We start from the raw sequence: 12935 nt of genomic DNA on the forward strand, positions 1-12935 counted from the left end.
TCACTCGACCCGCTCTGGGGCCGCGCTCGCGGCGTCGCGGAGCCGTTCGAGCAGTTCCGCGTCGACGCGACCGACGTCTTCCGCCTCCTTCAGCAGGCAACCGATCGTCCGCTCGATCTCGTCGGCCGCGAGGGGTTCGTCGGCGTCCTCGTGGCGCAGCGCGGCGACCGCGCGGGCCCAGTCCAGCGTCTCGGCGACGCCCGGGCGCTTGAGGAACGACTCCTCGCGCAGCCGCTCGACCACCGAGCACACCTCCGCGGCGACGGCGGCGTCGAGCTCCGGTACCTTCCGGCGGACGATCTCGTACTCCGTCTCGAACGACGGCGGCTCGACGTGGAGGTAGAGGCACCGGCGCTTCAGCGCGTCGCTCAGCCCTCGGGTCCGGTTCGACGTGAGGATCACGACCGGCGGCGTCGACGCGCTCACGGTGCCGTACTCCGGGATCGACACCTGGAAGTCCGAGAGCAGCTCCAGTAGGAACGCCTCGAACTCCTCGTCGGCGCGGTCGATCTCGTCGATCAGCAGCACCGGGGGCCGTCCCTCGGCGCTCCGGAGCGCGCGCAACAGGGGGCGTTCGAGGAGGTACTCCTCGCCGAACACGGAGCCGGTGTCCGGCTCGCCGCTGTGCCCGCCCGCCGCTCCGGCGGCGCCGTTCGTCCCGGCGCCGCCGGCGACGGTCCCCTCGTCGGCCTGCACGGCGAGCAGCTGCTTCGTGTAGTTCCACTCGTAGAGCGCGTTCTCCGCGGTGAGCCCCTCGTAGCACTGGAGCCGGATCAGCTCCGTGTCGAACCCCTCGGCGAGCGTCTTGCCGAGCTCCGTCTTGCCGCTGCCGGGCGGCCCCTCGACGAGCAGCGGGCGCCCCAGTCGGAGCGCGAGGTCGACCGTCGTCACCGTGCGGTCGTCGGCGACGTAGTCGGCCGCCTCGAACCGCTCGCGGAGCTCCGCCTCGGTGAGCGAGGCGAAGGGCCCCCCGTCGAGCTCCCCGCTCACGCCTCGGCCCCCTCGTCGAGGTACGACGCCGGGTCGTTCGCGAACGAGTCGGCGCAGCCGCGACAGCAGAAGTGGTACGTCTCGCCGTCGTGCTCGACCGACGCGTCGGCCGTCGCCGGGTCGACGGTCATGCCGCAGACCGGGTCGATCGCGGTCTCGCCCTCGTCGTCGCCATCCTCGGAGAGGTCGCCCGCGTCGTCGGCGCCGGCCTCGCTGTCGTCGCCCTCGCTTCCACCGGCCGTCCCGCCCGCGGCCGCCGGACTCGCCGTCGACCGCTCGTCGACGACCTCGGCGAGCAGGCTCGCCGCGATCGCCGCCGGCGTGTAGGCTGCCACGTCGACGCCCGCGGGGTTCGTCACCGCGGCGACGACCTCCCCCACGTCGCGGTCGAGCAGCCCCGCGGCGCGCTCGGTCACCTCGGCCGCCCGCTCGTCGCTGGCGACGAGGCCGACGTAGGTCGCGTCCGCGAGGACGCCGGCGGCGACGCCGCGCGCGTCGTACTCGCCCATCGAGGCGACGACGACGAGCGGCGCGCGGCCCACGGCGTCGGAGATCTCCCCGTGGTCGACCGTGTCGAGCACCCGCGTCGACGCGGGCACGTCGCGGTCCGCGTCGCCGTCGGCGACGACGAGCGTCACGTCGACCGCGAGCTCGTCGGCCAGCCGCGCGAGCGAGCGAGTCACCGGGGAGTCGCCGACGACGACGAGCTCGGTCGTCGGCGTCACCGGTTCGATGAAGAGTTCGAGGACGCCCTCGCTGTGACACGTCATCGGAAAGGCGTCGAGCCCGGGACGGTCGAGGGCCTCGGGGTCGGGCGCGATCCCGACGAGCCGCGGGCTCCCCGCCTCTATCGCCGCGACGCCCTGCGTCGCCACGACCGACTGAGCGCAGGCCGCGCCGCCGACCCAGCCGTGGATCTCGCCGTCGGCGGTGACGACCGCGCGGTCGCCGACGTTGGCCGACACCGGCGGCTCGCGGCGGACGATCGTCGCCCGCGCGTACGGCTCGCGGCGCTCGGCGAGCGTCGCCTCCAAGTCGGAGACGTCGCCGTCGTCGATCCTCGTATCGGTCCCGGTCGAGTCGTCGGTTTCGGGCCTACCGGTTCCGTCGTGTGCGGGCTCGTCGGTCCCGTCGTGTTGGGTCTCGTCGTGTGTCATCTGTTGGGTGGAAACGGTCCCGTCGACTCGGCCGGCGCGGCCGATCGGGGAGTCGGAACGGCGTCCGATCGGGGGAGTCGAAACGGGGGCGGCTGCGTGCGGCTCAGTCGTCGGCCGGCTCGGCGTCGTCGCCGAGATCGAACTCGACGTTGTGGGCGGGCTGGTGGGCCAGTCCGACCTCGTCGAGCGTCTCCCAGACGACGTCCGGCGTCATCGGCATCTCCACGTGGGTGACGCCGGCGTGGCTCATCGCGTCGACGACGGCGTTGACGATCGCCGGCGGCGACCCGACGGTGGGCGACTCGCCGACGCCCTTCGCTCCGATCGGGTGGTGCGGCGACGGCGTGACGGTGTGGCCCGTGTCGAAGTTCGGGATCTCGTTGGCCGTCGGCAGCAGGTAGTTCATGAAGTCACCGCCGGTGACGTTGCCGTTGTCGTCGTAGGTGACCTTCTCTAACATCGCGGTGCCGATCCCCTGGGCGAGCCCGCCGTGGATCTGCCCCTCGATGATCATCGGGTTGATGCGGTTGCCGCAGTCGTCGACCGCCACGAACTTCTCGAAGTCGACTTCGCCGGTCTCGCGGTCGATCTCGACGATCACGATGTACGAACCGAACGGGTACGTCATCTCCGGCGGGTCGTAGTAGTTCACGGCCTCCAGCCCGGGCTCCTCGTCGCCGGGGTGGTTCATGTAGGCGCCCGCGGCGATCTCCGTGATGGTGATCGAGCGGTCGGGCGCGCCGGCGACGTGGAACTCGCCGGACTCGCGCTCCCACTCGATGTCCTCCTCGGCGGCCTCCAGCTCGTTTGCGGCGATCGACTTCGCCTTGTCGCGCACCTTACGCGCGGCGACGGCGGCGGCCGCGCCCGCGACGGGCGTCGACCGCGAGCCGTACGTCCCGAGCCCGTACGGCTCGGTGTCGGTGTCGCCGTGCTCGACCGTAATCGAGTCCACGTCCATCCCGAGCTCCTCGGCGACGATCTGCGCGAACGTGGTCTCGTGGCCCTGCCCCTGCGTCTGGACGCCGACCCGCAACACCGCGTTGCCGGTCGGGTTCACGCGCAGGTCCGCGGAGTCGAACATCTCGATGCCGGCGATGTCGCACTGCTTGCCGGGACCGGCGCCGACGACCTCGGTGAACGAGGAGATGCCGATGCCGATCAGCTTGTCGGCGTCCTCCTCGATCCGGCGCTGCTGCTCCTCGCGGTAGTGGTCGTAGTCGGCCATCTCTAAGGCCTTATCCAGCGCCTTCTCGTAGTCGCCGGAGTCGTAGTTCCAGCCCGTCGCGGACTCGTACGGGAACGCGTCCGAGGGGATGAAGTTCCGCCGGCGGATCTCCGCCGGGTCCATCTCCAGTTCGTCGGCGAGCACCTTCACCATGCGCTCGATGAGGTACACCGCCTCGGTGACGCGGAACGAGCACCGATAGGCGACCCCGCCGGGCGCGGTGTTCGTGAACGCGGCCGTCAGCGAGCCGTACGCGGCCTCGATGTCGTACGACCCGGTGAAGATGTTGAAGAAGCCGGCCGGGAACTTCGACGGCTGGGCCGCCGCGTTGTACGCGCCGTGATTGGCGAGCACGTCGACTTTGACGCCCTCGATCACGCCGTCCTCGGTGGCGGCGAGCTCGCCGGTCATGTCGTAGTCGCGGGCGAACCCGGTCGTCTGAATGTTCTCGGAGCGCTCTTCGATCCACTTCACCGGCTCTTCGAGGACGTACGACGCCGCCGCGGCGACGACGTAGCCCGGGTAGATCGGCACCTTGTTGCCGAACCCGCCCCCGACGTCGGGGCTCACGATACGGACCTTATGCTCCGGGATCCCCGACACCTGCGAGAACAGGGTGCGGTGGGCGTGGGGCGCCTGCGAAGTCATGTGGACCGTCATCTTGTCCATGCCCGGGTCCCAGTCGGCGACCGCGCCGCACGTCTCGATGGGGGCGGGGTGGAGCCGCTGGTACAGCATGTCCTCCTCGACGGTGACCGCGGCCTCGTCGAAGACCGTCTCGGTGGCCTCCTTGTCGCCGGTGTCCCAGTCGAAGATGTGGTTGTCCTCCTGGTCCTCGAGCTCGTCGCGGACCAGCGGCGCGTCCTCCTCCAGCGCCTCCTCGGCGTCGACGACGGGGTCGAGCACGTCGTAGTCGACTTCGACCTTCTGGGCGCCGTCCTTCGCCGCGTACCGGTCCGTCGCGATGACGGCCGCGACCTCCTGCGACTGGAACTTCACCTTCTCGTTGACGAGCACGTCCTGCGTGTCGTCCATCAGCGTCGGCATCGTCGCGAGGTCGTGCTCCAGTAAGTCCTCGGCCGTCAGCACGGCGACGACGCCGTCCATCGCCTCGGCGCGGGAGCCGTCGATCTCCTCGATCCGGGCGTGTGCGTGCGGGCTCCGGACGATCTCGCAGTGGAGCATGCCCGGCTTCTTGATGTCGTCGACGTAGTTGCCGCGACCGGTGATGAAGCGCTTGTCCTCCTTGCGCGTCACCTCCTCGCCCATGCCGCCGCGGCCGTGGCCGCAGTGCTTCTCCGGATCGGGACCGCCGTCGTCGTCGTGCTGATACTCCGTTTCCGCGTCGGGCGTGTCTGGTTCGCTACTCATTTGGTGTCACCTCGGTCGTTCGCATCGGTGCCCGCGTCGGCGTCGGCCGTGTCGTCCGCGTCGCCCGCGTCGTCGAGGAGCGCGTCGCGGTCGAACGGGTCGGCCCCGTCGGGACCGCCGCAGCAGTCCTCGCGGCCGCAGAACGTGTCCGCGTCGCCGCCGAACTCAGGGGCCGCGTGGCCGCCCTCGGGCGACGCCGCGGGCCCCCCGTCCGTCGCACCGTCGGCCGCGACCGCGCCGCCGTCGGCGGCGGCCCGGTTCTCCAGCTCCTCGGCCGCGTACTCGATCGAGCGGACGATGTTCTGGTAGCCGGTACACCGACAGAGGTTGCCGCTGATCGCGTCGCGGATCGTCTCCTCGTCCGGATCCGGATGCTCGTCGAGCAGCGCCTTCCCCGCCATCAGCATCCCCGGGGTGCAGTAGCCGCACTGCAGGCCGTGCTCCTCTCGGAACCCCTCCTGAAGCGGGTGGATGTCGTCGGCCTCGGGAAGGTCCTCCATTCCCTCGACGGTGAGGATCTCCGCCCCGTCGGCCTGCGCCGCGAACATCAGGCAGGACTTGATCGGCTCGCCGTCCTTCAGCACGGTGCAGGCGCCGCAGTTGCCCGTGTCACAGCCGATGTGCGTGCCAGTCATGTCCAAGTCCTCTCGGATCGCGTGGACGAGGAGCCGGCGCGGCTCGACCTCGATCGTGTGTTCGGTGCCGTTGACCGTCAGCGTGATTTCGCGTTCGTCAGTCACTGTGTTACCCTCCGTTGGACCGTCACCGTCCCCGCGCGCTCCGCGGCGTCGCTCAGCGCGCGCTGGGTGAGGACGTCGACCATCCGCTCTTTGTAATCGGCGCCGCCGTGTTCGTCCGACTCCGGATTCGACTGCTCGGCGGCCAGCTCGCCCGCCGTCGCGAACAGGTCGGGACTGGGCCGCTCGCCTTCGAGGTGCTCCTCTGCGTCCGTCGCCCGGGCGTTGGTGATGTCGACGGCGGTCATCCCGATCCCGGCCGACTCGATGACGCCGTCGTCGTCGAAGACGAGCCGAACGCCGACGCCCGCCATCGCGTAGTCGCCGGTCTTCCGCTTCAGCTTGTGGTACGCGCTCCCCTCGGTCGGCGCCGGCTCGGGGACGCGGATCTCGGTGATCAGCTCCTGCTCGCCGAGCGTCGTGTCGTACGGCAGGAGGAAGAACTCGTCCGCGGGGATCGCCCGGTCGCCGTCCGGGCCGGTGGCGATCACCTCGCCCTCGTGGGCGAGGAGGATGCTCCCCCAGTCGCCCTTCGGATCGGCCTGCGCGACGGAGCCGACGACCGTGCCGCGGTTCCGGATCTGCGGGTCGGCGACCAGCGGCGCGGCGTCGGCGAAGCTGCCGTACTTCTCGTCGATCAGATCGGAGTCCTCCACGTCGGCGTGGCGGGCGAGCGCGCCCAGACGGAGGTGGCCGTCCCCCTCGTCGAGGTAGTCGAGCGAGTCGATGCCGTTGATGTCGACGACCACGTCGGGGTTCGCGAGCCGGAACCGGAGCATCGGCACGAGGCTCTGTCCCCCGGCGAGGATCGTCGGGTCGTCGAGGCTCTCCAGCAGGCTGACCGCCTCGTCGACCGTGTCCGGTTCGTGGTGCTCGAACGGTGCCGACTTCATCCGAACATCCCCCGAATCTTATCGGTGACCCCGGAGTCGGTCTCCTCGACGTCGGTCATCTGCGACTCGATGGAAGTGAAGAAGTTATTGACGATCTTGTTGGCGACCGGGTTGATGACGCGGCCGCCGAGCTGGGCGATGCGACCGGAGATGTCGGCCTCGGTCCACCACTCGATGCGGGAGCCGTCGCCGTCCTCCTGCGGATGGATATGCATGCCGGACTCCATACTGAAGCTGCTTCCGCTCGCGGAGCCGGAGCCGGTGGCCGTCATGATGAACTCCTCCTCGTCGCGGTCCTCGATGGTCACGGTCGTCTCGAACTTCGGCTTCACGCTGCCGACGCCGACCTGCATCAGCGCCGCGTAGTCCTGTCCGGACCGGAACGCGCGCGCGGCGACGTCGTCCGCCTCCGCCTCCGGCAGCGTCGGAATGTCCGCTTCCGGCTCGTACGTGTCCCACTCGAACTCGTCGTCCATCGGGGTGATGTACTGACATCCCTTCAACGAGTCGCGCACCGCGATCGGGTCCGAGAGCACGACCCACGCCTTCTCGGGCGGGACGCCGTCGAGCTCGAACTCGCCGTCGAACTTCATCTGCGCTCCTCCGCGTCCGCAGTTGTTCGTCCGTTCGTCACCGTCATCTTTTATACCCCCCTACTATGAGCATACTATTACCACAAGGTGTGTTATTTCATAGCACCATAATAAACGTTATTGACCATGACAGACATCCCGAATACGAGCCGATCGGCGCTGAGAGCCCCGGAGGACACAGATGAGTCGCGATAGAGGCGGATCGGAGGGGGGTGAGAGCCACCACTCCGACGGAGACCGCGGCCACGACCACGGGGAGATAACTCCCCTTGAGGCGGCCGCGGAGCGCGTCCGCGACCTCCGCGACGAGTGGTCTGACCGGTGGGCGGTCGAGACCGCGTCGTTGGATCGGATCGCGGGGCGCACCCTGGCCGAGCCGATCGACGCACCGAGCGACGTGCCCGCCCGGAGCCACGCGACGATGGACGGCTACGCGTTCGACGCCACCGAGGGGTACCCCTACGAGCTGGTCGACCGAGAGGTGTTCCCGGAGTCCGACCCGCCGGCGATCGCCGACGGCGAGGCAGTTCGGATCTTCACGGGCGCGCCGCTTCCCGCCGGGGCGAACGCCGTCCTCAAACAGGAGGAGGCGACGGTGGAGGACGGCCGGCTCGACGGGTCACCGACCGAGCCCGGCACGTACGTCTACGAGCGCGGCAGCAACGTCGCGGCCGGCGAGCGGCTGTTCGCGGCCGGCGAGCGACTCGGCGCGAAGGACGCGATCCTGCTCGGCGATCTCGGGATCGACGAGGTGCCCGTGACCGAGCGGCTCTCCGTCGGCCTGCTGGCGACCGGGACGGAGATCCACGAGGGGCGCCACGACGACCTCGACTCGCCGATGCTCGCGGGGCTCGTCCGCGGGTGGGGCGGCGAGGCGACGTACGAAGGCACTGTTCCGGACGAGTACGAGCGCGTTCGGGACCGGATCGCCGGGGTGGCCGCCGACCACGACGTCGTGATGACGACCGGGGGCACGAGCGTCGGCGACAAGGACTACGTCGTCCGCGCGCTCCGCGACCTCGGCACCGTGCACTTCCACCGGGTCGCGCTGCGTCCGGGCAAGCCGATCGCGGTCGCGACGCTCGACGACAGCGACGCCGTCGCCTTCGCGATCCCAGGCAAGCCGGTCGGCGCGCACGCCGTGACCGCGCTGGTCGCGCGTCCGTTCTTCACCGGAAGCACCGCGCTCCCGACCGTCGACGCCGCGGTGGCGAGCGACGTGGGCATCTCCGTCCCGGGGTTCACCTACGCCGTCCCGGTGACGCTCGACGGCGACGAGGCGACGCCGCTCGGTCACGTCGACTCGCCGCTGGCCGTGTACGAGGAGACGTTCGACCCGAGCGTGCTCTCGTCGAGCACGCGGGCGACGCGCGCCGACGGGTTCGTGCTCACCGAGTCGGCGCTGTCGGCCGGCGAGGCGGTCGCCGTCGTCCCGTACCCCGTGGTCGAGCGATGACCGGCGAGGAGCTTCCGATCGCGGCGCCGCCGTTCGAAGGGGGCGACGCCGTCCCGCCCCGAGTCGCCGGCGTGCTGCTCGCGGCGGGGACCGGCAGCCGCTTCGGCGACGCCAACAAGCTCCTCGCGAGCGCGGACGGGGAGCCGGTCGTGCGCCGCGCCGCCCGGACGCTGGTCGACGCCGGACTGGACCCGGTGGTCGTCGTCGTCGGTCACGAGGCGGAGCGAGTCCGGGCCGCCGTCGCCGACCTCCCGGTGGAGACCGTCGACAACGACGCGTACGAGACGGGACAGTCGACCTCGGTCAGGGCCGGGATCGACGCGGTTCGGGAGGGCGCCGGCGGGGGCGGTGCGAGCGCGGGCCGCGACGGAACGGGCCCGGCGGTCGACGCCGCGGTCGTCGGACTGGGCGACATGCCGTTCGTCGACCCGGAGACCGTCGAGTCGCTCGTCGCGGCGTACGCCGCCGGCGTCGGCGACGCCGTCGCGGCCGCCTACGAGGGGGACCGCGGGAACCCGGTGCTGTTCGATCGGCGCTTCTTCGACCGGCTCGCCGACGTCGACGGCGACGTTGGGGGGCGGGAGATACTGCTCAAGGACGACGCGAGCGCGCTCGTCGCCGTCGACGACCCGGGGGTCCGCCGCGACGTGGACCGTCCGGAGGACCTCCCGGGGGACGGTGCGGGAGACGCGGGCGACGACTGAGCGGTGGGTGTCGGGCGGCGACTCGCTCACCGGACGCCGCTGGGACGCTCACCGGACGCCGCTGGGACGCTCACCGGACGCCGCTGGGACGCTCACCGGACGCCGCTGGGACGCTCACCGGACGCCGCTGGGACGCTCACCGAACATCGCCTGGGCGCCCGCCCGGCGACTCACTCCTCGGGCGTCGCCTTCCGAACGACGATGTTCCCGTCCTCGACGTGCCACTCCACGCGGTCACCGGCGCCGACGTTGAGGAAGTTACGCACGGGCTTGGGGACCGTCGTCAGATTCTTTTCCGAGACTTTGGTGTCCGTGAGATTACCCATCGATCCGCTCTTTACGGCGTAGCAGGGACATAGTTTACGCTATGGAGGCGCATAGCGACAACGACGGAAGATCGGTCGGACGCTACCGGAACTCACCGGGAGTCAGACGGCGGAGTTCCAGCGGTGGGCGCCGCCGTCGGAGGCCCGGTCGAAGTCCAGGTCGAATCGGTCGGACTCGATCAGCACTGGCCCCGGAACGTAACCGTCGACGTCGCCGCCGACGGCAGTGAGCAGGTCGCGCTCGCGCATCGTCTCCAACACGTCGCAGACGGTACGCTCCCGACCCTCGATCAGGTTCGCCTCCTCGATCACGGCCTCGACGGTGACGCGCCCCTCTAGCATCGCCAGCCGGATCGCTGACACCCACGCCGGCTCTCGTCTCATCTCCCGACACACGATAGATAACCATATGCGATGGGTATTTATAAAAAGCTCTCGCTTGAGCGATACGATCGATCGGACGGCGCGGCCGCGGCTGGCTCGGCGGGCGGGGTCGGTCCGGCGGGCTCAAAGGAGCCGTGACGGACTGGTTCGACGCCGACGAGAGCGACCGGGAAGCGGGCGAGCGAACGCTCCAAGCCAGCGTGACCGGGCGATTGGCGAAGCCCTTTATCTCCTTATCCGTATGTCCATCCGTGTCGTTCTCACATCGCCGGGTCCGTCCGCAACACGGGGTCTACGCGCTGGGAACGTTCTGCGTCGGGCTCGGGATCGGCCATCTCGTCACCGAGGGCGAGGGGCTGGGAACGGGGTTAGAGGCGTTCGTGATCTGCGGCATCTCCCTCCTCGTCGTCGCCACCGGATACCGGCTCCCGGACCGGCCGATCTCCCGGTCCGGACAGTGGCGGGCGCTCCGAACGGCGGTCGGCGTGGCCGGATCGTTCGCGCTCCTCGCGCTCGCCGTCTGGCTGATATGGGCGCTGGAGGGGAACCAGACGGAGTTCACCTTCCTCCTCGCGTTCGCGACCGCCCTCGGCTCTGCGGTCGGTATCCGCAGCGGGCTGTACGCGGTCGAGGCCGACGAGCGGCTCAACGAAGCCCGCGACCTGACCAAGCTGTTGACGATCAACCAGCGCGTGCTGCGGCACAACCTCCGGAACGAACTCGCCGTCGCGCTCGGCAACCTCGACAACATCGATCGGCGCGATCACGGCCCGGAGACGGCCGAGGACGTGCGGACCGCACAGACCCACCTGGAGAGCCTCCTCGAAACGACCGACCGCACGCGCGAGATCGTCTCGATCTGGAACACCGACAAGCGCGAGACGTTTCGCCTCCAAGCGCTGTTAGAGAGGCGGGTCGAGGCGGTCGGGGAGACGTATCCGGACGTGTCGATAGAGACGGAGTTCGACGGCGACCCCCGCGTGGAGTCGCATCCGACGCTGCCGACGGCGATCGAGGAGGCGCTCCGCAACGCGGCCGAGCACACGCCGACCGACGTCGCGGTGAGCGTCACGCTCCGCAGGGACCAGACTGGAGCGGCGGTCGTCGATATCGCCGACACCGGGGCCGGGATCCCGAAGTTCAACGTGGACGCGATCGAGAGCCCGGAGGAGACGCCGCTCGTCCACACGCAGGGACTCGGGCTCTGGATCATCTACTGGACCGTCGAGACGTCGGACGGACTGTTCGAGCTGCTTGAGAACGACCCCACCGGGACCGTCATCCGAATCACGCTGGAGACCGTCGAGGAGCCCTGAACGAGACGCCGATCGTCTGATCGTCTGTCGCCCGGACGACGGGAGCGTCCGCTTCGTTCCGGGCGGCGATCGAGACTCCGGGACTCGTGGCGATCGCCCTGCCGAGAGACAGTATTGCATAACGCATACAAACACATAAGTCGGCGCGGTCCGTACGAGAAGCCGATGCCTGAGGAAATCGAAGAGATCCGGCGGCAGAAACTCGAGGAGCTGCGGAACCGAGACGGGACGGACGAGACCGGCGAGGCGAACGCGACCGACGAGACGGAGCCGCGAAGTCCGTCCGAACCGATCCCGGTCGACGGGAAGGCGGAACTGACCGAGACCGTCGCCGAGCACGACGTCGTGTTGGTCGACTTCTACGCCGACTGGTGCGGCCCGTGTCAGATGCTCGAACCGGTCGTCGAAACGGTCGCCGCCGAGACGGACGCGGCCGTGGCGAAGGTCGACGTCGACGCGGACCAAGGGCTCGCCGCCGAGCACGGCGTCCGAGGGGTCCCGACGCTGCTCCTGTTCGCCGACGGGCAACCGGCCGAGCGCCTCGTGGGGATGCAGGACGAAGCGCGGCTCCGCTCCGTGATCGAGGAGCACGCCTGATCCGCCCGAACGCATGAAAGGACCCGAATCGACGCCGCGCGCCGACCGCAGATGAGCGACGCGACCCCGGTCGAGTACGTCCGGAATCACCGGGAGGAGCTGACTGCTCTCGCCCTCGACCTCCTCGCGATCGACACGTCGAACCCGCCGGGCGACACGCGCGAGATCGTCGGCGCGATCGAGGCGTTCCTCGACCCGCTCCCGGTCGAGGTCGAGCGCGTCGCGGTCGACCCGGCGAAGCCGAACCTCCTCGTTCGGCTCGCCGGCGAGTCAGACCGAGCCCTGCTGTACAACGGCCACCTCGACACGGTGCCGTTCGACGCCGACGCGTGGACGCGCGATCCGCTCGGCGAACGCGTCGATGACCGGGTCTACGGCCGCGGCGCGACCGACATGAAGGGCGCCGTGGCGTCGATGCTGTTCGCGGTCAGGGCGTTCGCGGCGACCGACACGGAGCCGCCGGCCGACCTGCTGTTCGCGCTCGTGAGCGACGAGGAGGTCGGAGGCGACGCCGGGCTGCCGGCGCTCCTGGAGGCGGATCGGCTCGAGGCGGACGCCTGCGTGATCGGCGAGCCGACCTGCGAGGCGGACCGCCACTCAGTCACGGTCGCCGACCGCGGCAGCATCTGGCTGACCCTCGAGGCGACCGGCGAGGGGGCGCACGGCTCGCGCCCGACGCTCGGCGTGAACGCGATCGACCGCCTCTACGGCGCAGTCGAGGTGTTTCGCGACCGCTTCGGGTCCGATCGACTGGACATCGACGCCGACGTCGAGCCGATCGTCGAGGAGTCGGTCGAGTACTACGCTCCGACGATGGGCGTGGAAGCCGCCCGAGACCTGTTCCGGTACCCCTCGATCAACCTCGGCGTCTTCGAGGGCGGCGACGCGGTGAACAGCGTTCCGGAGTCGGCCCGCGCCGAGATCGACGTGCGACTGACCGCGGGCGTCCGGACGCCGGACGTGCTCTCGCGGATCCGGAGCTGCGTCGCCGACTGCGAGGGGATCGCGATCACCGACGTCTCGTGGAGCGTCGGCACCGCGGAGGCGCCCGACAGCCCGCTGGTCGAAGCGGTGGCGTCGACCGCGGCCGACGTCACGGGCGACCGCGTCTTCCGACGGAGCGCGACGGGCGGCGGCGACGCGAAGACGCTCCGGAACGCCGGCGTGCCGCCCGTCGAGTACG

At 70.2% G+C, this 12935-nt stretch carries 13 protein-coding genes; 5 read left to right on the forward strand and 8 right to left on the reverse strand.

Translation table 11 applies throughout. The features are described 5' to 3' along the window. The 6 genes from OQF71_RS04430 to OQF71_RS04455 all read right to left on the reverse strand — a co-directional run bounded on the left by OQF71_RS04430 (position 1) and on the right by OQF71_RS04455 (position 6969). Positions 1-990 carry a MoxR family ATPase gene (locus OQF71_RS04430; RefSeq protein WP_280586058.1) on the reverse strand — a complete coding sequence of 330 codons (990 nt, stop codon included), beginning with the start codon at positions 988-990 and terminating at the stop codon, positions 1-3. Then, positions 987-2147 (reverse strand): XdhC family protein, encoded by a 1161-nt coding sequence (locus tag OQF71_RS04435; protein WP_280586059.1) that lies wholly within the window; start codon positions 2145-2147, stop codon positions 987-989. The genes OQF71_RS04430 and OQF71_RS04435 overlap by 4 nt, the downstream gene beginning before the upstream one ends. Positions 2148-2250: 103 nt before the next feature. Further along, complete coding sequence (locus tag OQF71_RS04440) at positions 2251-4746, reverse strand: aerobic carbon-monoxide dehydrogenase large subunit (RefSeq protein ID WP_280586060.1); 2496 nt, start codon at positions 4744-4746, stop codon at positions 2251-2253. Then, complete coding sequence (locus tag OQF71_RS04445) at positions 4743-5486, reverse strand: (2Fe-2S)-binding protein (protein WP_280586061.1); 744 nt, start codon at positions 5484-5486, stop codon at positions 4743-4745. Before OQF71_RS04445 ends, OQF71_RS04440 begins: the two co-directional genes overlap by 4 nt. Then, positions 5483-6376 carry a xanthine dehydrogenase family protein subunit M gene (locus OQF71_RS04450; RefSeq protein ID WP_280586062.1) on the reverse strand — a complete coding sequence of 298 codons (894 nt, stop codon included), beginning with the start codon at positions 6374-6376 and terminating at the stop codon, positions 5483-5485. Before OQF71_RS04450 ends, OQF71_RS04445 begins: the two co-directional genes overlap by 4 nt. Then, positions 6373-6969, reverse strand: coding sequence for an SRPBCC domain-containing protein (locus OQF71_RS04455; RefSeq protein WP_280586063.1), 597 nt, complete (start codon positions 6967-6969; stop codon positions 6373-6375). Before OQF71_RS04455 ends, OQF71_RS04450 begins: the two co-directional genes overlap by 4 nt. 181 nt (positions 6970-7150) lie before the next feature. On the opposite strand from OQF71_RS04455, the gene OQF71_RS04460 reads away from it, so the two are divergent. Then, positions 7151-8425, forward strand: coding sequence for a molybdopterin molybdotransferase MoeA (locus tag OQF71_RS04460; protein ID WP_280586064.1), 1275 nt, complete (start codon positions 7151-7153; stop codon positions 8423-8425). After that, positions 8422-9129, forward strand: coding sequence for a nucleotidyltransferase family protein (locus OQF71_RS04465; RefSeq protein WP_280586065.1), 708 nt, complete (start codon positions 8422-8424; stop codon positions 9127-9129). The genes OQF71_RS04460 and OQF71_RS04465 overlap by 4 nt, the downstream gene beginning before the upstream one ends. Before the next feature lie 170 nt (positions 9130-9299). Here the strand turns inward: OQF71_RS04465 and OQF71_RS04470 are convergent, their stop codons facing one another. Together OQF71_RS04470 and OQF71_RS04475 are read right to left on the reverse strand one after the other, a co-directional pair. Continuing rightward, a complete protein-coding gene (locus OQF71_RS04470; protein ID WP_280586066.1) occupies positions 9300-9455 on the reverse strand; it encodes an AbrB/MazE/SpoVT family DNA-binding domain-containing protein in 156 nt (51 codons plus the stop codon). 102 nt (positions 9456-9557) lie between these two features. Then, positions 9558-9839: a hypothetical protein gene (locus OQF71_RS04475; protein WP_280586067.1), complete on the reverse strand. Its 282-nt coding sequence runs from the start codon at positions 9837-9839 to the stop codon at positions 9558-9560. Positions 9840-10090: 251 nt separating this feature from the next. Here OQF71_RS04475 and OQF71_RS04480 point away from each other — a divergent pair, with 251 nt between their 5' ends. The 3 genes from OQF71_RS04480 to OQF71_RS04490 all read left to right on the forward strand — a co-directional run. Beyond that, entirely contained in the window at positions 10091-11155 is a 1065-nt protein-coding gene (locus OQF71_RS04480; protein ID WP_280586069.1) for a HAMP domain-containing sensor histidine kinase, read from the forward strand. Between the two features lie 165 nt (positions 11156-11320). Then, positions 11321-11752, forward strand: coding sequence for a thioredoxin (gene trxA, locus OQF71_RS04485; RefSeq protein ID WP_280586071.1), 432 nt, complete (start codon positions 11321-11323; stop codon positions 11750-11752). Between the two features lie 51 nt (positions 11753-11803). Then, the coding region (locus OQF71_RS04490; RefSeq protein WP_280586072.1) for a M20/M25/M40 family metallo-hydrolase at positions 11804-12935 on the forward strand (1132 nt) is incomplete at its 3' end.

This window comes from Halorubrum sp. Boch-26 (assembly GCF_029889805.1).
Taxonomy (GTDB): domain Archaea; phylum Halobacteriota; class Halobacteria; order Halobacteriales; family Haloferacaceae; genus Halorubrum.